This is a genomic window from Actinoplanes sp. NPDC024001, from assembly GCF_040638955.1.
GTDB lineage: Bacteria > Actinomycetota > Actinomycetes > Mycobacteriales > Micromonosporaceae > Actinoplanes.
Genome location: NZ_JBEZZB010000010.1, coordinates 19,337 through 38,604 on the forward strand (window position 1 = coordinate 19,337; position 19,268 = coordinate 38,604).

Consider the following 19,268-nt stretch of genomic DNA (forward strand, 5'->3'; position numbering starts at 1 on the left):
TTCCTTCTCGGGGGTCAGGCCGGCTCGGCGACCAGGTGCGCGATGCGGCCCATCAGGCCGGGCACGTCACCACGCTCGTGGGCGAGCAGCCAGCGGGCCAGTTGCAGGGAGGCCTCGACGACGGTCCGCGCACGGTCCAGGCGGCGGGCGGTGAACTCCTGCCAGAGCTCGTCGGTGACCGTGTCGTGGCGCAGCAGCAGCTCGGCCAGCACGGACGCGTCCTCCAGGGCCTGAGCGGCGCCCTGGGCCAGGGTGGGCGGGCAGCTGTGCGCGGCGTCGCCGATCAGCACCACGCGGCCGCGGTGCCACGGGCCGTCGATCAGGTGACTCTCGAAGGCGGTGTAGTTGACCGTCGCCGGGTCGGTCAGGCTCTCCCGGATCTCGTCCCACGGCCCGTGGTAGGCCTCGGCGAGCCCGCGCATGGTGGCGAGCTTCTCCTCCGCGGACAGGCCGGACCGGTCCTGCACCTGCTCGACCAGGTAGGCGTAGATGCTGTCCTGGCCGGTCGGGCAGTAACCGGCGATGTAGGCGGGACCGCCGTAGCAGAGATCGGTGCGGGTGACGCTCGGCGGGCGACGGGTGAAGGTACGCCAGATGCCCATGCCGACCGGCTGCGGTTCGCAGTCGATGCCGATCGTACGGCGGGTCCACGACCGGATGCCGTCGGCGCCGATCACCAGGTCGTACCGTCCGGTCGACCCGTCGTCGAAGGAGACGGCGCCGGCGCCGGCGCTGAGCCCGGTCGGCCGCGTGTTGAAGCGGATCTTGGCGCCCGCCGCCGTGGCCCGGTCGATCAGGATCCTCGCCAGGGCCGGGCGGTACATGCCCAGCGTGGCGGGCAGGTCCGCACCGCCGGTGCGGATGTCGGTGAGCTCGGCGAGCAGGGTCCCGGCCGGGTCGGGGGCGCGCAGGCCGAGCGTGTCGAACGCGTACCCCTCGGCGGCGACCTGGTCCCAGACCCCCAGCTCACGCAGCACGCGCAGGGCGTTGCCCTGCAGGGTGATGCCGGAGCCGAGCGCGGCCACGTCGGGCTTGGCGTCGACGAGGTCGACGGAGACGCCGCCCTCCGCGAGCAGGATCGCCGCGGCAGCGCCCGCGGCGCCACCACCGACGACCAGTACGTTACGAACTGCTGGCACGGCGGTTTCCCTCCTGTTTCGTGTGACTGGCACCACTGTCCCCTCCCTTCACGCCATCAGGGAAGCTCGACCTGCTGATCCCTGCCATAGCCGCGGCTTATAGTGGCGGCTATGAGCGTCGACCGGGTGCTGGCGAATCTCGATTTGAACCTGCTCGTGACGCTCGACGCCCTGCTCCGGGAACGCAACGTCACCCGGACCGCGGAGCGGCTCGGCGTCAGCCAGCCCGCGGTCAGCGGCGCCCTCAGCCGGCTGCGGCGGCACTTCGGCGACCAGCTGCTGGTCCGCGTCGGCAACCGGTACGAGCTCACCCCGCTCGCCACCCGGGTCACCGCGCTCACCGGGCCCGCCCTCGCCGGGGTGCGCCGGGTCTTCGACGCGACCGCCGAGTTCGACCCGTCCGGGCTGGAACGCGAATTCGTCATCGTCAGCTCCGACTACGCGGCCACCATCCTCGGGCCGCTGGTCGCCCGCCGGTTCGCCGAGGCCGCGCCGGGCGTGCGGCTGCACCTGCAGCAGACCACGCCGTACGCCGTGGACCACGCCGCGGAAACCCTGCGCTCGGCCGACGGCCTGTTCATCCCGCACGGCTTCGTCACCGGCCTGCCCTACCTGGATCTCTACGAGGACCGGTGGGTGTGCATCGTGGACGGCGACCACCCCGACATCGGCGACACGCTCAGCCTGGAGCAGCTCAGCGAACTGCCGTGGGTGGCGCTGTTCAACGGCCCGACGGCGTTCGCCTCGGCCTCCGGGCAGCTGCGGATGCTCGGCGTCGAGGCCCGGGTCGACGTGGTGGTCGACGGGTTCCTGCAGATGCCGTTCCTGGTGGCCGGAACCCGGCGGGTGGCGCTCATGCAGGAACGTCTCGCCCGGCACCTGGCACCGGTCACCGGCGTACGGGTGCTGCCCTGCCCGTTCGACGTGGTGCCGGTGGCCGAGGCGTTCTGGTGGAACCCGGTGCACCGCAACGACCCCGCCCACGTGTGGCTGCGCGAGATCCTCGCCGCGGCCGCCGCCGAACTGCGCCATCAGCCGAACTGATAGCCGGCATCAGCGGAACCGTCTTCCGCGAACAGCGGGTCGCCGCACATAGTCAGGGCCACCGCGTGTGACCTGGACCACGCGGGCCCCACCCTGTCGCTCGGAAGGCTCCCTCATGCCTGTCGCCACCTCCGCACCGCCACGCCAGGCCGGACTGGCCCAGCTGGTGCTCCTGCTCGCCGGCAGCTGCCTCTCGGTGCTCGGCGCGGTGCTCATCGCGCCGGTACTGCCGCAAATGACCGACCACTTCGCCGCCGTCGCCGGCGCGGACGTGCTGGTGCCGATCGTGCTGACCGTCCCGGCCCTGATCATCGGATTGACCGCGCCGTTCGCCGGGCTCATCGCCGACGCGATCGACCGCAAACGGGTGCTGATCGCCTCGATGATCGGCTACACGATCTTCGGGACCGCGCCGCTCTACCTGGAGTCGCTGCACGCCATCATCGGCAGCCGGGTCCTCGTCGGACTCTGCGAAGCGGCGATCATGACCTGCTGCACGACGCTGATCGCCGACTACTGGTCGGGGCCGCAGCGCAGCCGCTACCTCGGACTGCAGACGCTGCTCGCCTCGGTCTCGGCGACCGTCTTCCTCGGACTCGGCGGGGCGCTCGGCTCGTCCGGGTGGCGCACCCCGTTCTGGCTCTACCTGGTGGCGGCGCTTCTCGCCGTACCGATGGCGGTGTTGATCTGGCAGCCGGAACGTGCTGCCCGGACCGGCAAGCTGGCGCCGATCCCGTGGCGGCAGCTGCGCACACCGTGCCTGGTCACGCTGGCCGGCGGGGTGGTCTTCTACGCGCTGATCGTGGAACTGTCGTTCGTGCTCGACGAGGCCGGGGTGACCGCGACCGCGACGATCGGCGCGCTCAGCGCCCTGATGTCGCTGGCGACGGCGGCGGCCGCGGGTTCGTTCGCGAAGCTGTCCGGGCAGACGCCGCGGACGCTGCTGCCGGTCGCGTTCGGGCTGTCCGCCGCCGGGTTCCTGGTGATCTGGGCGAGCGGGTCGGTCGCGGTGATCACGGTGGGGGCGGTGCTGACCGGGGCGGGCACCGGGCTGCTGCTGCCGACGCTGGTGACCTGGGCGACCAACGGCCTGTCGTTCTCCGAGCGCGGCCGGGGTACCGGCCTGTGGACGGGCACGCTGTTCGTCGGCGAGTTCCTGTCGCCGGTGCTGATCACCGGCGTGGCCGGGGCGGTCGGCGGGCTGCGGCCGGCGCTGGGCATGCTCGGCATCGTCGCCGCGATCCTGGCGGTGGCGATGCTGGCAATCGTCCCCCGTGACGCCCCTCCCCTGAACGTCACCCACAGCTGACTCGCTCCCGCATGAACGTGCGGCCCATACCCGCAAGCGCGCAAACTTGGGCCGCGCTCCGCACCCCAAGTCCCCACAAAGCTCGCGCCACCCAGCAGCGTGTGAAATCGGCGGCGCGCCAAGCGCACGAATGTCACACACCACCGTCCGGTGGGGCTGTCCGCCCTGCGGTGAAATCCGCTCGGCTGCCCCTCAGCGTCGCCCCAAGCCGGCCAAAGCAACACCCAGCCGCAGCCCGACAAACCGGCTGACCGCCAACGTCGCCCCGAGCCGGCCAAGACAACACCCAGCCGCAGCTCGACAAACCGGCTGACCGCCAGCGACGCCCCAGGCCAGCCAAAGCGACTCTCAGCCGGGCAGCCGGGCAGCCCGGCAGCCCGGCTGGCGGGCAGCCGGGCTGGCAGGCAGCCGGGCTGGCAGGCTGGGTCGGCCGAGGCAACACCCAGGCGCAGCCGGGCTGGCGGGCTGGCGGGCTGGCGGGCTGGCGGGCTGGCGGGCAGTGTCGGTTCGGGTCGGCCGAGGCAGCTCTCGGGCGCAGCCGGAGGAACCGGCTGGTCGCCAGCGCTGGTGTGCACGGGCTCGGACAGCGCTGAGAGTCAGCTGACCAAGATCGGCGCGAATCGGTCTGCGCTCACGAGCGGACGGTTTCCCAGCGGCGGCAGCGCGGGAATTGCGGCGCGCTGGGCACACGAGGGGCTGGCGGCGGAGGGTGGGGAGTTGGGGTTACGGCCGCGCGCTCATCCTGTTGGTGCAGGATGAGCGCGCGGGTGCGCTCGGTGCGGGGTTGAGCGCGGTGGATGCGGCTTCGGCCGCCGGTCAGGCGGGATTCAGGGCGGGTGACTGCGGGAGCGCGCGGCCCGAGCCGTAGGACGTGCCGGCGCGGTCGCGCTCCAGCCAGCCGGTCTCGACCAGCATGCGGCGGACGGCGGCCACGTCGTCGGCCACGACGGCGATTCGCTGGTTCACCTCCTCCTCGGTGAGGACGCCCTCGACGGCCAGGAACCGGGCGAACAGCTCGCCGATCTGCTGGTAACGCTCGCTCATGGTGGGCGGCAGGCTGGTCAGGCGACCGTGCGAGAAATAGGACTTCAGCTGCGGATATTCACCGAGTAGCGCGGCAATCGGCTGGACGCGCCCGAGCGCCTGGGCGGCCTCGCGTAGCACGTCGGTGCGGGCCCGGAAGACCCCGTTGCCGGTGCCGGTGGCCAGACCAGCGCCGACCAGCCGGCCACAAACCTCGGCGACCTCCGGCTTCGGCAGGTCGAGGTGGATCGACAGCTCGAAGAGACTGGCGCCGTTGTTGCCCTCCTTGACCAGCTCGGCGAAGGCACGCAGCCGGGTCGGGTTGGACAACTGCATGAGGATCTCGGCGGCACGGGCGGCTTGAGCAGACATCCCTTCACCGTAGGGACGTCGCCCCGGCCCGGCATCCGAATAAACGGCCGGCGCGGTTTCCGGTGATCACCGGCGGGTATCCCAGGAAGACCACCCCGGTTTGGGCGACGCGGCGCCGAGCCGCGCCGTTCCGGCGGAACCGGGAGGCAGCATGACCATCCTGCGACGAGTCGCCGTTCCGATCACCGTCCTGGCGGCGGTGGGCCTGGCCCCGAGCTTCGCATCAGCGGCGCGCGGGCACGACGCCCCCATCATCCCGGCGGCGGACATCAACCCCAGCACCACGACGACGGCGCGCGGGCAGCACGCCTATGGCATCTCCACGGCGGGAAGCGGCGCGAGGATGGGGATACGCGGGCACGACGCCCTCATCAACCCGGCAGCGGACAGAAACCCCGGCACCGCGACGGCGGCGGGGAGCGGCGCGGGGATGGGAGTGCGGGGGCAGGACGCCCTCGCGCGGGTCTACGACGCGGACAGCCGGGTTCTTGCGGAGGGGTATTTCGAGTCGACCGGTGACGCCTTCGCGGTTACCAAGAAGGCCGGGGACGGGCGGCCGTATGTCGAGTACCGCTACGTGCGGCTGGACGGCACCCTGCGGGATGGCACCCACTGGGGTTCGGACACGACCGGCCGGACGGTTCGGTTCGATCATGACTTCGGGGAGGGGCGCACGGTGACGTTCCGGGTGTGTGTGCGGCCCGGGTACGGAGCGGATTCCTGCAGCGGGACCGAGTTCGGGGAGAACTGGACGGTCGGGCACGCCTGACAGTTGATCGATGATTGACTTCGGTCGATTGTTCGGCGAGGCTGGGGCCACAGCACTGCCGCCGGAGCCACGCGGCGCGCGCAAGCTTGGGCAGCTTTCGCGCAGTCCACCTATGCAGGCCGCCGCGTTCCACGCGACGGTCCCGAGCTCACGGAGTGCTGAGCCCACATGTCCTCACCCGTACGACGCAGGTTTTTGATCTCCAGCATCGTCGCGGCCTTGGCCGCGGCTGCTGCCGTGCTCTTCGCACCCAGCGCGCCGGCCAGCGCGCACGGCAACGTGGTCGGTCCCGCCTCGCGCAACTACGGTTGCTTCGAGCGGTGGGGTTCGAAGTTCCAGGACCCGACGATGGCGACCGAGGATCCGATGTGCTGGCAGGCCTGGCAGGCCAACCCGAACGCCATGTGGAACTGGAACGGTCTTTACCGCGAGGGCGTCGCCGGCAACCACCAGGGCGCCATCCCGGACGGTCAGCTGTGCAGCGGCGGCCAGACCGAGAGCGGCCGCTACAACGCCATGGACGTGGCCGGCAACTGGAAGGCCACCTCGGTCGGCAACTCGTTCACGGTGCAACTCTTCGACGGCGCGCGGCACGGCGCCGACTACATCCGGGTGTACGTGTCGAAGCCCGGCTACAACCCGGTCACCACGGCGCTGAAGTGGTCCGACCTGGATCTGGTGAAGACGGTTCCGAACACGCCGGCGGCGCAGTGGACCCACCAGCTGTCCAACGGTGTGCAGCAGGACATCCCGGTGAGCGTCTCCGGGCGGTCCGGGCGGGCGCTGGTCTACACGATCTGGCAGGCGAGCCACTCGGACCAGTCGTACTACTTCTGCTCGGACGTGAACTTCGGCGGCAGCCAGCCGTCGCCGTCCTCGCCGTCGCCGTCCACGTCGGCCTCCCCCTCGGTGTCGCCGTCGACCTCGCCGTCGACGCCGGTGACCGGCGCCTGCGCGGCCACCTTCGCGGTGACCTCCACCTGGCAGGGCGGGTTCCAGGGTGAGGTGAAGGTGACCGCCGGCAGCGCGGCCATCAAGAGCTGGTCGGTGCTGCTCACCTTCCCGGGCACGCCGCCGATCCAGCAGGCCTGGAACGCGACGCTGACGACCAGCGGCAGCACGGTCCAGGCGACGAACGTCGGCTACAACGGCGCGGTGGCGGCGGGGGCCAGCACGAGCTTCGGCTTCCTCGGCTCGGGAGCCTCGGCCACGCCGACCGTCAGTTGTACGGCCACGGTCTGACCCTCGCGCCCGGCGTTCACATCGGATACATTGTTGTTAATGGGAGCGCTCCCAGTCCCCCAACTCATCCCCAGCAGAAACGGAGGCAAAGCTAGACCGCGTGGTTCGGCTCCGTCCACGCACGTGCTGTGACTCCCGACGGGGAACGAGGCAGCCCCACCTCGTTCCCCGTCATCCCAGGCGGGACTCCCGATAGATCCCCACGGGCCGCCCGCCGCGCGACTCCAGGCCGATGAAACCGTCGGTCGAGTCGGTGAAGTGGTAGAAGCGCAACACCGTGCCGTCCGGGTCGGGAATGTCCAGGCGCGGACCGGCCGGTGTCTCCTCGATCCCGGCGTGATCGATGCCGAGCCGGGCACAACGCTCCACCAGGCCGGTGAGCACCGAGCGGCTGTCCGGCAGAAAGGCGACCACGTCGAAACCGGTCAGGTCCGGCGTGCTCGCGCACACCGCACGGTCGCGCAGCGCGATGTTGAAGCGTCCGAGAGGATCGATCAGCGCCGCGCCGCGGACCACCCCGTCCTCCAGAAACTCCGCCCACAGCCGCAGGCCGAGCAGGTCGCGGTACCAGGTGACGCTGCGGGCCAGGTCGGTCACCGGCAATTTGACCTGGGCGATGCGGGTCAGGCCGGTCATGGTGTCCGTCATGCGCTCGACGCTAGGCAGCGTGGCGGGGACACTCCATCCGTGACCGTCCGCCGAACCACAGCGTCCGTCTCATGGACCTGCTGAGCGCTGTCCTGCGTGAGGCCCGTTTCGAGAGCGCCGGATACCGGTGGCTCGAACTCGGCACGCCGTTCCGGGTCGGCTTCGACCGGCCCGGCCTGCGCGGCGTGCACCTGGTCACGCACGGCTGCTGTGAGTACGAGCTGGCCGGCGAGACCGGGCGGCTCGGCGCCGGCGATCTGGTGATCTTCCCGCGCGGCGACGCGCATCTGCTCCAGTCGGGCCGGTCCGGACCGGTGGTGCCGGGATTCGAGCTGGCCATGCGTACGCCAGGGATCCGCCTGCGCGCCGGCGGACCGGTGCCGGACACGGTGGTGATGTGCGGGGCCTTCGTGATGGGCGAGCCGGACCATCCCGCGCTGCGCGGGCTCCCCCGGGTCCTGCGGCTGCCCGCGCCGCAGCCCTGGCTCGGGCCGCTCGTCGAGGCGCTGGAGACCGAGGCGCTCGACGGCGGGCCGGGCAGTGACCTGGTGATGGCCCGGCTCTCGGACGCGCTGCTGATCCGGGCCCTGCGCCACCACGGCGACGCCCAGCCGGCCGGGTGGCTGGCGGGGCTCGCGGACCCGTACGTCGCTGCCGCCCTGGAAGCGCTGCACGCGGATCCCGCCCGGCCGTGGACGCTGGCCGCGCTCGCCCGCGTCGCCGGGCTGTCACGGGCCGCGTTCGCGGCGCGGTTCACCGGGCGCGTGGGCGAGCCGGCCATGCGCTACCTGCTGGCCGTCCGGATGCAGCGGGCCCGCACGCTGCTGCGCGACGAGCGGGCCACGGTGGCGGCGGTCGCGGGGCAGGTGGGATACGCGTCGGAGGTGGCGTTCGCGGCGGCGTTCAAGCGGGAGGTCGGCACCTCACCCGGCGCCTACCGGAAGGCGGCTGAAACGCGGCGCCTACCGGAAGGCGGCTGAAACGCGGCGCCCACCGGAAGGCGGCTGAAACGCGGCACCCACCGGAAGGCGACTGAAACCCGGCGCCCACCGGAAGGCGGCTGAAGCCCGGCGCCCACCGGGAAGAGGCTGAACGAAGGCCGGCGGCGCGTCGTTGAGCCGCCGGCCTCCGTGGTCTCAGACCTTCGACAGCGGCACGTCCAGGCGCGACGCCAGCTCGTCGAAGGAGATCCCGTAGGTCCGGGACACCTGTACCCCGGAATCGGTCAGTTGGAACGTGGCGAGCTCGGTGTAAACGCGAGTGACGCACGCCTTGCCGGTCAGCGGGTAGCCGCACTGCGGCACCAGCTTCGGCTCGCCGGTCTTGGTGAACAGCGTCATCATCACCCACACCTGTCTGGCGCCCACCGCGAGATCCATCGCACCGCCGACGGCCGGGATCGCGTCGGGGGCGCCGGTGTGCCAGTTGGCCAGGTCACCGCCGGCCGACACCTGGAAGGCGCCCATCACGCAGACGTCCAGATGGCCGCCGCGCATCATGGCGAACGAGTCGGCGTGGTGGAAGTAGGCCGCGCCGGGCAGCTCGGTGACCGGCTGCTTGCCGGCGTTGGTGAGGTCCCAGTCGGCCTGCTCCGCCGGGACCACCTCGCCCATGCCGAGCATGCCGTTCTCGGTGTGCAGGACCACGCCGCTGTCCGGGTCCAGGAACCGGGCGATCGTGGTGGGCTGCCCGATGCCGAGGTTCACGTAGGCGCCGGACGGGATGTCGCCGGCGATCAGCCGGGCCAGTTCTTCCTTGTCCAGGCTCATCGGGGCACCTCCACCAGGCGGTTCACGTAGATCGACGGGGTGATCACGTGCTCCGGGTCCAGCTCCCCGATCTCGACGATCCGCGAGACCTGGGCGACGGTGACCCGGGCGGCGGCGGCCATCACCGGGCCGAAGTTGCGGGCGGTCTTGCGGTAGACCAGGTTGCCGAGCCGGTCGGCGACGTGCGCCCGGATCAGCGCGACGTCGCCGTGGATCGGGTACTCCAGGACGTACTCCCGGCCGTCGATCACCCGGGTCTCCTTGCCCTCGGCGAGCATGGTGCCGACACCGGTCGGGCAGAAGAAGGCGCCGATGCCGGCGCCGGCGGCCCGCATCCGCTCGGCCAGGTTGCCCTGCGGCACGACCTCCAGCTCGATCTTGCCGGCCCGGTAGAGACCGTCGAAGACCCAGGAGTCGGTCTGGCGCGGGAAGGAACAGATCATTTTCCGTACGCGGCCGGCCGCGAGCAGCGCGGCCAGCCCGGTGTCGCCGTTGCCGGCGTTGTTGCTGACGATGGTGAGGTCGCCGGCGCCGTGCTCGATCAGCGCGTCGATCAGCTCGACCGGCATGCCGGCCATGCCGAATCCACCGACCAGGACGGTGTCGCCGTCCCGGACCGCCGACACCGCCTCCAGCGCGTCCGTGATCATGGTTCTCACCGGGTGCAGTTCTCCAGGACGACGGCGAGGGCCTGGCCGACGCCGATGCAGATGGCGGCGACACCCCAGCGCTGGTTGCGTTCGCGCAGCACGTGGGCGAGGGTGCCGAGGATGCGGGCGCCGGACGCGCCGAGCGGGTGGCCGATGGCGATGGCGCCGCCCCGGGTGTTCACGATCTCCGGGTCGATGCCCCACGCGTCGACGCAGGCGAGCGACTGCACGGCGAACGCCTCGTTCAGCTCGACGGCGCCCACGTCGGACCAGCTGATGCCGGCCCGGCGCAGCGCTTTCTCGGCCGCCTCGACCGGGGCGAACCCGAACTCCTGCGGGTCGACGGCGTGCGCGGCCCGCCCGGCGATCCGCGCCATCGGGTCGAACCCGATGTGGAAGGCCGCGGCGGCCGAGCCGATCAGCACCGCGGCGGCGCCGTCGTTGAGCGGGGAGGCGTTGCCGGCGGTGATCGTGCCGTCCTTGCGGAACGACGGCTTCAGCCGGGCCAGTTTCTCGACGCTGCTGTCGGCCCGGATGCCCTCGTCCCGGTCCAGGTCGCCGACCGGCACGGTCAGGTCCTGGTAGAAGCCCTCGTCCCAGGCCTTGGCGGCGAGCAGGTGGGAGCGGACCGCGAAGGCGTCCTGCCGTTCCCGGGAGATCCCGTGCTTCTCCCCCAGCTGCTCGTTGCACTCGCCCAGCGAGGCGGTCCACTCCACAGGCATCTTCGGGTTGGTCAGCCGCCAGCCGAGCGTGGTGGAGACCGCCTCCAGGTTGCCGGCCGGGAAGGCCCGTGACGGTTTCGGCAGCACCCACGGCGCCCGGGTCATCGACTCGACCCCGCCGACCAGCACGATCTCCGCGTCGCCGGCCGCGATCGCCCGGGAGCCGATGATGGCCGCGTCGAGGCTGGAGCCGCAGAGCCGGTTGACGGTGTTCGCCGGGATCGAGGTGGGCAGGCCGGCCAGCAGCACGGCCATCCGGCCGACGTTGCGGTTGTCCTCGCCGGCGCCGTTGGCGTTGCCCCAGTGCACGTCGTCGATGCGGGCCGGGTCCAGCTGCGGGGCCTTGGCGAGCAGCCCGGTCACCGCGGTGGCGGCCAGGTCGTCGGGGCGCACCTCGGCCAGCGCTCCGGAGTAACGGCCGAACGGGGTGCGGACGGCGGCGTAGACGAACGAGTCGGTCACTGGGGCTCCTCGAGGACACGCTGGGCAATGCGGAAGGCGGTGTTGGCGGCCGGTACGCCGCAGTAGATCGCGGTCTGCAGCAGTGTCTCCTTGATCTCGTCGACGGTCAGCCCGTTGGTACGCGCCGCGCGGACGTGCATCGCCAGCTCCTCGTGGTGCCCGAGCGCGACCAGCGCGGTCAGGGTGATCAGCGAGCGGCTGCGGCGGTCGAGCCCGGGCCGGGTCCAGATGTCGCCCCACGCGTACCGGGTGATCAGGTCCTGGAAGTCGCGGGTGAAGGCGGTGGTGCCGGCGGTGGCCCGGTCCACGTGGGCGGGCCCGAGCACCTCGCGGCGCACCCTGATGCCGGCCGCCCGCTGCTCGTCGAAGTGCTGGTCGAGCAGGAAGGCGACGACCTCCGGGGACTCGGCCGGGGCCAGGTGCGCGACGCCGTCGAGGACGACCAGGCGGCCGTGGAGCACGCCGTCGGCGATCGCGGCCAGGCCCTCCGGCGGGGTCGGCTTGTCCGCGGCGCCGGCGACCGCCAGCACCGGTGCGGCGATCTCGGCGAGCCGGTCGCGGACGTCGAAGGCGGCGAGCGCTTCACAGGCGTACGCATAGCTGTGATCGTCGGTCGCGCGCAGCGCACCCAGCAAGGGTTCGGTGATCTCGGGTGAGCGTTCCGGGAAGCCCGGGGCGAACCACCGGTCGATCGAGCCGGCCACCACCACCGCGGTGCCCTCGGCCCGCACCAGCGCGGCCCGGTCGTGCCACATCGCGCTCTCACCGATCTTGGCGCCGGTGCAGAGCAGGGCGGCGGCGGTGACCCGCTCCGGGAAGTCGAGCAGCAGGTGCAGGCCGATCGCGCCGCCGATCGAGTCCCCGGCGTAGAGGAACGACGTGCCCGGCCGGATCCGGTCGGCGAGCGCGACCACCTCGCGGGCCAGGTCGGCGATGCTGAACGGCCCCGGCGCGGGGGCGCTGCGGCCGTGGCCGGGCAGGTCGAAGCCGACCACGTGGTAGCGGCCGTAGAGCCGCTCGGCGCAGCGCGCCCAGAGCGAGTCGACGCTGGTCCCGACCGAGGAGCCGAGCAGCAGCAGCGGCCGGTCGGGTGCGTCGGCGAAGATGGTCGCGGTCAGCACGACGGGGTCTCCTTCGCGCGGGCGAGCGCCGCGTCGATGATCTGGTCGGTGGCGCCGAGGTAGGGCTCGCCGGGGGCCGAGTCCGGGGCGACCGAGCGCTGTTCGGCGTCGATGCCGGGACGGGCGGCGGCCAGGTTCGCGGTCATCCAGGCAGTCTCCACCCGCAGCCCGGCCAGCAGTTCGGCGGTCTGGGATCCGGCGACCACGGTGCGCCGGGCGAGGGTACGCAGGGTGGCCCACTCCACGTGCCAGCCGCCGTCGGGCCGCTCGTCGACCGCGGCTGCCGCACCGGCGTGCACGGTCGCGGCCAGCGGCGGCGCGGCCAGCGCGGCCCGGCGGATCAGGACGGACAGGACCGGGTTCTGCTTGTTCGGCATCGCGGACGAGCCGCCGCGCCCGGACACCGCGCCCTCGGACAGCTCGTGGATCTCCGGGCGGGCCGCGACGAGCACGTCGTTGGCGATCCGCCCCCACGCGTCGGTGCAGGTGACCAGCGCGTCGGCGATGCCGGTGAGCGGCGCCCGCGCGGTGTGCCACGGGTCGCGGACCGGCAGGCCGAGGGCGGCGGCGGTCGCCGCGATCAGGTCGCCGGCCACGGCCGGGGAGCCGCCCAGCGCGACCGGCGCGGCCAGGCTGCCGGCCGCGCCGCCGATCTGGACGGGCAGGTCCACGGCCGCCAGGCGGCCGCGGGCGTCGAGCACACCGGTCAGCCAGGTCGCGGCCTTCAGACCGAAGGTGATCGGTACGGCGTGCTGGGTCAGCGTGCGCCCGGCCATCGCGGTGTGCCGGTGCTCGTCGGCGAGCCGCGCCAGTGTCCCGGTCTGGGCGGCCAGGTCGTCGCGGATCCGGGCGACGGCGTCGCGCAGGCACAGGACCAGCCCGGTGTCGACGACGTCCTGGCTGGTCAGGCCCTTGTGCAGCCATCGCGCCGCGGCCGGGTTGCGGGCTTCGAGCCGCTGGCGCAGCAGCGTGAGCAGCGGGATCAGCGGGTTGGCGCCGGACTCCGCGCCGGCCGCCACGGCCGGGCCGTCGCCGGCGCCGATCAGCCCGCTGAGGTCGTCGCGCGCGTCGGGCCCGGCGACGCCGTGCCGGACGAGCGCGTCCAGCCAGGCGGCCTCCACCCGGACCATGGCGGCGAGGACGGCCGCGTCGGTGAACACGTCACCGGCGCGGTCGTCCCCGGGCCACAGCAGGTCGAAGGGTGCGGTCATGCCCATGCGTCGCGCAGGCGGGGGTAGGTGAGGAAGACCGTCTCGCCCTCGCCCTGCAGGCGCACGTCGAAGACCAGACCGCCCGGCTCGCGGGTGGCGATCAGCGTCGAGCGCCGCTCCGGCGCGACCGACTCCAGCAGCGTGTCGTTCGCCAGCACGTCCGGGTCGTCGGGCAGGTAGGCGCGGGTGAACAGCCGGTCGAGCAGCCCGCGGGCGAAGACCGTGACGGCGAAGAACGGGGCGCTGCCCGGTTCGGTCGCGCCCGGCTCCAGGGTGGCGAACTGGTAGTGCCCGTCGGGGTCGGTGGCGGCGCGGCCCCAGCCGGTGAAGGTCCAGCCGTCGCGGCGCAGGGAGCCGGGTTCGCGCACGATGTGGCCCTGCGGGTCGGCCTGCCAGATCTCCAGGACCGCGTCCGGCACCGGGGCGCCGTTGCCGTCGTAGACGTGGCCGTGCAACCGGACCGCGCGCGGGTGCGAGGGCGGGACCAGCTCGTTCATCCGGTCGTACTCGAGACCGAGGTGGAAGAAGGGGCCGACGGTCTGGCCGGGAGCCGCGCTCATGCGTTGTCCTCAACATCCGACTCGAGGGGAGTGCGGTGGGTGCCGGTGAGCACGATGTCCCAACGGTATCCGGTGCTCCACTCGGGAGTGGTCACGTCGTGGTCGTACTGGGCGATCAGCAGTTCCCGGGCTTTCGGGTCGGTGATCGACTGGAAGATCGGGTCGAGCGGGAAGAGCGGGTCGCCCGGGAAGTACATCTGGGTGACCAGGCGCTGGGTGAAGTCGCTGCCGAAGACCGAGAAGTGGATGTGCGCCGGGCGCCAGGCGTTGAGGTGGTTGCGCCACGGGTACGGCCCCGGCTTGATCGTCTGGAACCGGTAGGTGCCGTCCGGCCCGGTCAGCATCCGCCCGACGCCGGTGAAATTCGGGTCGTGCGGCGCCGGGTGCTGGTCGCGCTGGTGCCGGTACCGGCCCGCGGCGTTGGCCTGCCACACCTCGACGAGCTGGTTGGCGACCGGCCGGCCGTCACCGTCGAGGACCCGGCCGGTGACCACGATCCGCTCGCCGAGCGGGGTGCCGGCGTGCTGGATGGTCAGGTCGGCCTCGTCGTCGGCGACGTCGCGGTGGCCGAACGCGGGCGCCCACAGCTCGACCGACTCCGGGTCGATCAGATGGAGGGGCTGTTTCGGGTGCCGCAGGACGCTGCTGCGGTAGGAGGGATAGTCGATCCTCGGCTGGGGGCCGCCCGGCTGCCGAGCTGCCGCCTCGATCTCCCGGTTGATGTCAGCTTGTGACGACTCCATGTTCACGCTCCGGACGCTAGGCGGTCAGGCGAACTCCGGCGATATTCTTCTTCCACTGAGCGGAAGGAGCGGCGATGGGCGCCAGTGTCACCTCCCGCGCGCTCGCCCTCCTGGGCGCCTTCGACGGAGAACATCGCAGCCTCTCGCTCACCGACCTCGCCCGCCGCTCCGGACTCCCCCTGGCGACCGCACATCGCCTGGTCGGCGAGCTGCACCAGTGGGGCGCGCTGGCCCGCGAGCCGAGCGGCGACTACGTGATCGGGCGCCGGCTCTGGCAGCTCGGGCTGCTGGCCCCGGTGCAGAGCGGCCTGCGCCAGGCCGCCTCGCCATTTTTGCACGATTTGTACGGCGCGACGCTCTCCACCGTGCACCTCGCCGTCCGGGACGGTCTGGAGGTGCTCTACATCGAGCGGCTGGCCGGGCATGTGTCGGTGCCGGTGGTCAGCCGGGTCGGGTCGCGGCTGCCGATGCACGCCACCGGGGTGGGCAAGGTGCTGCTCGCGTACGCCCCGGACGAGGTGCGTGCGGAGGCCCTGCAACGGCTCACCCGGATCACGGCCTACACCGTGACCCAGCCGGCGCGGCTGCTGGAGCAGTTGCGCCGGGTGCGCGCCGAGGGCTACGCGACCACCGGCGAGGAGATGAGCCTGGGCGCCTGCTCGGTGGCGGTGCCGGTCCGCAACGGGAACACGGTGGTGGCCGCGCTCGGCATCGTGGTGCCGGACCTGCGCCGCCAGCTGCCGAGGCTGGTGTCGGCCCTGCAGGTGGCGGCGCAGGGCATCGGGCGGACCCTGACCGGCGACCCTTTCATCCAGTGGAAATAAGCGGCCGGCCGGTCACCGCGCGAGCCTGTTGCGCCGCGCGACGTACTCCTCCGCGTCCACGATGACGGCACAGACAGCCGCGTCGTTGTGGCTCCACCAGTCAGCGATCGCGCACACCAGGAGCGTGCAGCAAAGATAGACGTCCCGGCTGGTGATGCCGTCGAGCGGGACGGTCTCGTTCAGCGCGGTGCGTGCGAGGTACTCGCCCTTCATGAGGTCGAGTTCGGAGCCGTACGTCTTGCGGGTCTCCCGCGCCAGCGCGGCGATCTCGGCGATGTCCGGATCCGGGTTGAAGTACCGCGGGGCCGCCGCGACCAGCGCGGTTCGCGTGACCAGAAGCAGGTCGTGGTTCGGAACGTCCTCGACCGGTGGACCGAGCTCGGGCCGGCGCAGCGTCAGCCCGCGCAGGTAGCGGCCGGCTTTCGAGTACGGCTGGGGGCCGTCGCCGGGGATGAACAGTCGTGGCCGGCGGAGCGTGGCCGGCCGGCGCGCGACGAAGTCGTCGTCGGTCAGGTAGCGCCGGCGGGTGCGGCGCCACCGCCCGCCGTCGGGCACCGTGTCGCCGTCCATGTCCGGTCCCAGGCACAGGCCCTCCGCGCGGGCGGCCTGCTCCTCGGCGTCGGCGAGAAGCGCGTGGACCGCCGCGTCGTCCAGGCCGAGCTCGTCCACCATGGCGAAGAGGACGTCCAGGAAGATTTCCGGCTCCTCACCGTGGTCCGCGTCGCCGAACAGCTCCGTCTCGCCGAGCAGTCCACGCACGACCACTTCGACGTGCCGGGGGACGATCGTCGCGCCGTCCGGCAGCCGCTCGACGACCCGGCGTGCGAACGTGGTGATCACCCGACGGTCCCACCGATCGTCGAACAGCCGGGCCGACAGCAACCGCACGGGTGTTGCCGGAAGTCGACAGCAGCGCCGCCTTGATCTTCCGTCCAGCGGAAACCGGGTCTTGCCCGGTGCGCCCCCTGATGCGGCAGGCTGAGGGCATGCGTACCCAGGTCGCCATCATCGGCGCCGGCCCCGCCGGCCTGCTTCTTTCCCACCTCCTCGCCCAGGGCGGCGTCGAGTCGGTGGTCCTCGAGACCCGCTCCGAGGCGTACGTGGCGGCCCGGATCCGGGCCGGCATCCTCGAGCACTCCAGCGTCGAACTGCTGGAGGCAGTCGGGCTGGGCGCTCGCATCCGTACCGAGGGCGACCACCACCGCGGCATCTACCTGCAGTGGCCGGGCGAGCGGCACCACCTCGACTTCGTCGACCTGGCCGGCCGCAGCGTCTGGGTCTACGGGCAGACCGAGGTGCAGAAGGACCTGATCGCCGCCCGGGCCGCCGACGACCAGGAGATCCACTACGAGGTCTCCGACGTAGCGCTCCACGAGGTGGAATCGGATCGCCCCTATGTGACATTCACTGACAAGTCTGGTTCCACGCAGCGTCTCGACTGCGATGTGATCGCCGGATGTGACGGCTCGTTCGGGCCCAGCCGCCACGCGGTCCCTGCGGCGAAGACGTTCGAACGCGTCTACCCCTACTCGTGGTTCGGCATCCTCGCCGACGTCGCGCCCTCCACCGACGAGCTGATCTACGCCTGGCACCCGAACGGGTTCGCCCTGCACTCGATGCGCTCGGCCACGGTGAGCCGGCTCTACCTGCAGGTGCCCAACGGCACCGACCCCGAGTCGTGGTCCGACGACCGGATCTGGGAGGAGCTGGCCACCCGGCTCGGGCACGGGCAGAACGGCTGGAAGCTCACCCCCGGCCCGATCACCGACAAGAGCGTGCTGCCGATGCGCAGTTACGTGCAGACCCCGATGCGGCACGGCAACCTGTTCCTGGCCGGCGACGCGGCGCACATCGTCCCGCCGACCGGCGCGAAAGGCCTCAACCTGGCCATCGCCGACGTGGCGCTGCTCAGCAAGGCCCTGATCGCCCAGCTCAGGGAGAAGAACCCGGCACTCGCCGAGCGGTACTCCGACGACGCGCAGCGCCGGGTCTGGCGGTGCACGCACTTCTCCTGGTGGATGACGACGATGCTGCACACCTCCGGCGACCCGTTCGACGCGGAGTTGCAGCTCTCGCAACTGCGCTGGGTCGCCACCAGCCGGGCCGGCGCCACCGGCCTCGCCGAGAACTACGCCGGCCTGCCGATCGGCTACTGAGCCGGCTCCTGCGGCTGAGGCGCCCGCGGCCGGGGCACCGCCGGCGTGCCCTGCGGTGGGATCGCCGCCGTCCCGTCCGGCGGGTTCGTCGCCTCGATGGTGGGCGGCGGCGGGGCGTGGTCGACCGCCTCCCGGTAGGTGCCGGTGGGCAGCGTCGACGGGCTGGCGCCGGGCGGGACCTGCCCGTTCGGCGCGGCCGGCTCCCGGGCCAGCAGCCCCTTGCCGAGCGAGGCCAGGGTGGCCAGGAACGCCACGTTGAACGCGGCACCCCAATCGAAGGTGGTGACGTCGAAGACGCCGGCGACCATCGACCCGGTGAGCGCGCCGAGGAACGTCTTGGCCAGGCGCACCAGCAGGTCGGGCCAGAACGCCAGGTTGGTGAACTTCCCCAGGTATTGCACCAGGGTGAGCAGCAGCGAGGCGACGAAGGCGCTGACCGCCAGGGTGAGCGCCTGTTTCCAGGGCAACTGCCCGACCGCACCCATCCCGCCGGCCAGCAGGGTCGCCACGAACACCTGCCCCGCCGACCAGCCGGCCCGCTCCAGGAAATCCAGGAGCACGGCCCTCCACTTCGGAACTGTCTGCACCATGGCATAGACGTTCCTCGCTCCGATGGTCAGCGAGAATCGTCCGAACGGCCGAGCAGATCGCGGATCGCGCCCCCGATCGCCGGATCCACCGGATACCGCCGGCACAACCACTCGAAGGTGGTGCGCGCGGCCGCCAGGTTCGCGGCGTAACCGGGCACCATCGCGGCCAGCGGCAGCACATCCGGCGGGTACGCCCGCTCCACCCGCCGGGCCGGTTCGAACAGATCCCGGTACGGCGCCTCACCGCCGCTGAGCCGCATCAGTGCGATCACCTCGTCCACCGCGCGGGACTGGATGAACCGCGCCGCGGCCAGGTGCTCGCCGCGCAACTCCCGGTGCAGGCCGACAAAAATGCTGGTCAGCGCCTCGTTCAGGTGGAACTCGACGGTGTCGTAGGCCGGGCGCGGCAGCGGCGCCTCGCTCTGCGTCAACCCCGTCGGGGCGCCCTCGCGCCGCCACACCACCCGGGCGCCGGAGAACGGCACACGGGCCAGCTCGGCGGCGGTGAGCACCAGGTACTCGGCGTAGACACCGTCGGCATAGAGCGCTCTGCGGCCGGACCGGTCGTGGGCGAAGCTGTAGACGACCGGGCACGGCGCCTCCAGCCAGTCCAGCCGGTCCACGTAACGCCATTTCGCGCCGTCCGCCACGATCAGGAAGAAGTCCAGGTCGGAGTGCTCGTCCAGGCGGGCCCGCTGGGCGCCGGCCGACCCCAGGCCGAGCACGGCCACGGTGTCGTCGCGGGCGGCCAGGTGGGCGGCGAGCTCGTCGATCCGCTGCAAGATGGGGTGCATCGCGCCTCCGGGATATCGGTGGATCCCTAAGGAGCATCACCGATCCGCCGCCCGCGCCCAAGCCCCTAGGTTGATCGATGTGGGCTGGCTGAGCGATCTTCTGAGCGGATTACCGCCGGC

20 protein-coding genes and 1 pseudogene are annotated in these 19,268 nt (G+C 72.2%); 7 read left to right on the forward strand and 14 right to left on the reverse strand.

Annotated features, from left to right (window positions below; genetic code table 11):
* Window positions 1-14: 14 nt before the first annotated feature.
* Entirely contained in the window at window positions 15-1,139 is a 1,125-nt protein-coding gene (locus tag AB0F81_RS06115; RefSeq protein WP_360191734.1) for an FAD-dependent monooxygenase, read from the reverse strand.
* Window positions 1,140-1,250: 111 nt separating this feature from the next.
* Here AB0F81_RS06115 and AB0F81_RS06120 point away from each other — a divergent pair, with 111 nt between their 5' ends.
* Together AB0F81_RS06120 and AB0F81_RS06125 are read left to right on the forward strand one after the other, a co-directional pair.
* Window positions 1,251-2,183, forward strand: coding sequence for a LysR family transcriptional regulator (locus AB0F81_RS06120; RefSeq protein ID WP_360191737.1), 933 nt, complete (start codon window positions 1,251-1,253; stop codon window positions 2,181-2,183).
* Between the two features lie 115 nt (window positions 2,184-2,298).
* Entirely contained in the window at window positions 2,299-3,492 is a 1,194-nt protein-coding gene (locus AB0F81_RS06125) for an MFS transporter (protein WP_360191740.1), read from the forward strand.
* Between the two features lie 816 nt (window positions 3,493-4,308).
* Here the strand turns inward: AB0F81_RS06125 and AB0F81_RS06130 are convergent.
* Window positions 4,309-4,887 (reverse strand): DUF2087 domain-containing protein, encoded by a 579-nt coding sequence (locus AB0F81_RS06130; protein ID WP_360191743.1) that lies wholly within the window; start codon window positions 4,885-4,887, stop codon window positions 4,309-4,311.
* A 151-nt stretch (window positions 4,888-5,038) separates the two neighbouring features.
* Here AB0F81_RS06130 and AB0F81_RS06135 point away from each other — a divergent pair, with 151 nt between their 5' ends.
* Together AB0F81_RS06135 and AB0F81_RS06140 are read left to right on the forward strand one after the other, a co-directional pair.
* A complete protein-coding gene (locus tag AB0F81_RS06135) occupies window positions 5,039-5,656 on the forward strand; it encodes a hypothetical protein (protein WP_360191746.1) in 618 nt (205 codons plus the stop codon).
* Between the two features lie 168 nt (window positions 5,657-5,824).
* Window positions 5,825-6,898, forward strand: coding sequence for a lytic polysaccharide monooxygenase (locus AB0F81_RS06140; protein ID WP_360191749.1), 1,074 nt, complete (start codon window positions 5,825-5,827; stop codon window positions 6,896-6,898).
* A 171-nt stretch (window positions 6,899-7,069) separates the two neighbouring features.
* Here AB0F81_RS06140 and AB0F81_RS06145 read toward each other — a convergent pair whose 3' ends face one another.
* Window positions 7,070-7,546 carry a VOC family protein gene (locus tag AB0F81_RS06145; RefSeq protein ID WP_360191752.1) on the reverse strand — a complete coding sequence of 159 codons (477 nt, stop codon included), beginning with the start codon at window positions 7,544-7,546 and terminating at the stop codon, window positions 7,070-7,072.
* Window positions 7,547-7,617: 71 nt separating this feature from the next.
* Here AB0F81_RS06145 and AB0F81_RS06150 point away from each other — a divergent pair, with 71 nt between their 5' ends.
* Complete coding sequence (locus AB0F81_RS06150) at window positions 7,618-8,526, forward strand: AraC family transcriptional regulator (protein ID WP_360191755.1); 909 nt, start codon at window positions 7,618-7,620, stop codon at window positions 8,524-8,526.
* A gap of 156 nt (window positions 8,527-8,682) precedes the next feature.
* Here AB0F81_RS06150 and AB0F81_RS06155 read toward each other — a convergent pair whose 3' ends face one another.
* From AB0F81_RS06155 to pcaH, 8 genes and pseudogenes are all read right to left on the reverse strand, one after another.
* A complete protein-coding gene (locus AB0F81_RS06155) occupies window positions 8,683-9,315 on the reverse strand; it encodes a 3-oxoacid CoA-transferase subunit B (RefSeq protein ID WP_360191758.1) in 633 nt (210 codons plus the stop codon).
* A complete protein-coding gene (locus AB0F81_RS06160) occupies window positions 9,312-9,965 on the reverse strand; it encodes a 3-oxoacid CoA-transferase subunit A (RefSeq protein WP_360191761.1) in 654 nt (217 codons plus the stop codon). The genes AB0F81_RS06155 and AB0F81_RS06160 overlap by 4 nt, the downstream gene beginning before the upstream one ends.
* 5 nt (window positions 9,966-9,970) lie before the next feature.
* Window positions 9,971-11,149, reverse strand: coding sequence for a thiolase family protein (locus AB0F81_RS06165; RefSeq protein ID WP_360191764.1), 1,179 nt, complete (start codon window positions 11,147-11,149; stop codon window positions 9,971-9,973).
* Window positions 11,146-11,532 (reverse strand): 4-carboxymuconolactone decarboxylase, encoded by a 387-nt coding sequence (gene pcaC, locus AB0F81_RS06170; protein ID WP_360191926.1) that lies wholly within the window; start codon window positions 11,530-11,532, stop codon window positions 11,146-11,148. The genes AB0F81_RS06165 and pcaC overlap by 4 nt, the downstream gene beginning before the upstream one ends.
* 15 nt (window positions 11,533-11,547) lie before the next feature.
* Window positions 11,548-12,270, reverse strand: a pseudogene (locus AB0F81_RS06175) (alpha/beta hydrolase); the annotation flags it as partial.
* Entirely contained in the window at window positions 12,264-13,481 is a 1,218-nt protein-coding gene (locus tag AB0F81_RS06180) for a lyase family protein (protein ID WP_360191767.1), read from the reverse strand. The pseudogene AB0F81_RS06175 and the gene AB0F81_RS06180, both read right to left, overlap by 7 nt.
* The gene (gene pcaG, locus AB0F81_RS06185; protein ID WP_360191770.1) at window positions 13,478-14,041 is read right to left on the reverse strand and encodes a protocatechuate 3,4-dioxygenase subunit alpha; all 564 of its coding nucleotides are present in this window, start codon (window positions 14,039-14,041) and stop codon (window positions 13,478-13,480) included. Before pcaG ends, AB0F81_RS06180 begins: the two co-directional genes overlap by 4 nt.
* Window positions 14,038-14,784, reverse strand: a complete 747-nt coding sequence (gene pcaH, locus AB0F81_RS06190; RefSeq protein WP_360191929.1) for a protocatechuate 3,4-dioxygenase subunit beta — start codon at window positions 14,782-14,784, stop codon at window positions 14,038-14,040. The genes pcaG and pcaH overlap by 4 nt, the downstream gene beginning before the upstream one ends.
* Before the next feature lie 74 nt (window positions 14,785-14,858).
* Here pcaH and AB0F81_RS06195 point away from each other — a divergent pair, with 74 nt between their 5' ends.
* Entirely contained in the window at window positions 14,859-15,608 is a 750-nt protein-coding gene (locus AB0F81_RS06195) for an IclR family transcriptional regulator (protein ID WP_360191773.1), read from the forward strand.
* A gap of 12 nt (window positions 15,609-15,620) precedes the next feature.
* On the opposite strand, the gene AB0F81_RS06200 is transcribed toward AB0F81_RS06195, so the two are convergent.
* Window positions 15,621-16,496: a hypothetical protein gene (locus AB0F81_RS06200; protein WP_360191776.1), complete on the reverse strand. Its 876-nt coding sequence runs from the start codon at window positions 16,494-16,496 to the stop codon at window positions 15,621-15,623.
* 98 nt (window positions 16,497-16,594) lie between these two features.
* Between AB0F81_RS06200 and AB0F81_RS06205 the strand changes: the two genes are divergently transcribed.
* The gene (locus AB0F81_RS06205; RefSeq protein WP_360191779.1) at window positions 16,595-17,764 is read left to right on the forward strand and encodes a 4-hydroxybenzoate 3-monooxygenase; all 1,170 of its coding nucleotides are present in this window, start codon (window positions 16,595-16,597) and stop codon (window positions 17,762-17,764) included.
* Here AB0F81_RS06205 and AB0F81_RS06210 read toward each other — a convergent pair.
* Together AB0F81_RS06210 and AB0F81_RS06215 are read right to left on the reverse strand one after the other, a co-directional pair.
* Window positions 17,758-18,354 carry a holin gene (locus AB0F81_RS06210; protein WP_360191782.1) on the reverse strand — a complete coding sequence of 199 codons (597 nt, stop codon included), beginning with the start codon at window positions 18,352-18,354 and terminating at the stop codon, window positions 17,758-17,760. The two genes, AB0F81_RS06205 and AB0F81_RS06210, sit on opposite strands and share 7 nt — an antisense overlap.
* A 26-nt stretch (window positions 18,355-18,380) precedes the next feature.
* Window positions 18,381-19,148 (reverse strand): hypothetical protein, encoded by a 768-nt coding sequence (locus tag AB0F81_RS06215; protein ID WP_360191785.1) that lies wholly within the window; start codon window positions 19,146-19,148, stop codon window positions 18,381-18,383.
* Between the last annotated feature and the right edge of the window lie 120 nt (window positions 19,149-19,268).

Bases quoted from the DNA above. Each gene is read 5' to 3' on its own strand.
- AB0F81_RS06120 (WP_360191737.1), top strand. From the start codon at position 1,251: ATGAGCGTCGACCGGGTGCTGGCGAATCTCGATTTGAACCTGCTCGTG.
- AB0F81_RS06125 (WP_360191740.1), top strand. From the start codon at position 2,299: ATGCCTGTCGCCACCTCCGCACCGCCACGCCAGGCCGGACTGGCCCAG.
- AB0F81_RS06130 (WP_360191743.1), bottom strand. From the start codon at position 4,887: ATGTCTGCTCAAGCCGCCCGTGCCGCCGAGATCCTCATGCAGTTGTCC.
- AB0F81_RS06135 (WP_360191746.1), top strand. From the start codon at position 5,039: ATGACCATCCTGCGACGAGTCGCCGTTCCGATCACCGTCCTGGCGGCG.
- AB0F81_RS06140 (WP_360191749.1), top strand. From the start codon at position 5,825: ATGTCCTCACCCGTACGACGCAGGTTTTTGATCTCCAGCATCGTCGCG.
- AB0F81_RS06145 (WP_360191752.1), bottom strand. From the start codon at position 7,546: ATGACGGACACCATGACCGGCCTGACCCGCATCGCCCAGGTCAAATTG.
- AB0F81_RS06150 (WP_360191755.1), top strand. From the start codon at position 7,618: ATGGACCTGCTGAGCGCTGTCCTGCGTGAGGCCCGTTTCGAGAGCGCC.
- AB0F81_RS06155 (WP_360191758.1), bottom strand. From the start codon at position 9,315: ATGAGCCTGGACAAGGAAGAACTGGCCCGGCTGATCGCCGGCGACATC.
- AB0F81_RS06160 (WP_360191761.1), bottom strand. From the start codon at position 9,965: ATGATCACGGACGCGCTGGAGGCGGTGTCGGCGGTCCGGGACGGCGAC.
- AB0F81_RS06180 (WP_360191767.1), bottom strand. From the start codon at position 13,481: ATGACCGCACCCTTCGACCTGCTGTGGCCCGGGGACGACCGCGCCGGT.
- pcaG (WP_360191770.1), bottom strand. From the start codon at position 14,041: ATGAGCGCGGCTCCCGGCCAGACCGTCGGCCCCTTCTTCCACCTCGGT.
- pcaH (WP_360191929.1), bottom strand. From the start codon at position 14,784: ATGGAGTCGTCACAAGCTGACATCAACCGGGAGATCGAGGCGGCAGCT.
- AB0F81_RS06195 (WP_360191773.1), top strand. From the start codon at position 14,859: ATGGGCGCCAGTGTCACCTCCCGCGCGCTCGCCCTCCTGGGCGCCTTC.
- AB0F81_RS06205 (WP_360191779.1), top strand. From the start codon at position 16,595: ATGCGTACCCAGGTCGCCATCATCGGCGCCGGCCCCGCCGGCCTGCTT.
- AB0F81_RS06210 (WP_360191782.1), bottom strand. From the start codon at position 18,354: ATGGTGCAGACAGTTCCGAAGTGGAGGGCCGTGCTCCTGGATTTCCTG.
- AB0F81_RS06215 (WP_360191785.1), bottom strand. From the start codon at position 19,148: ATGCACCCCATCTTGCAGCGGATCGACGAGCTCGCCGCCCACCTGGCC.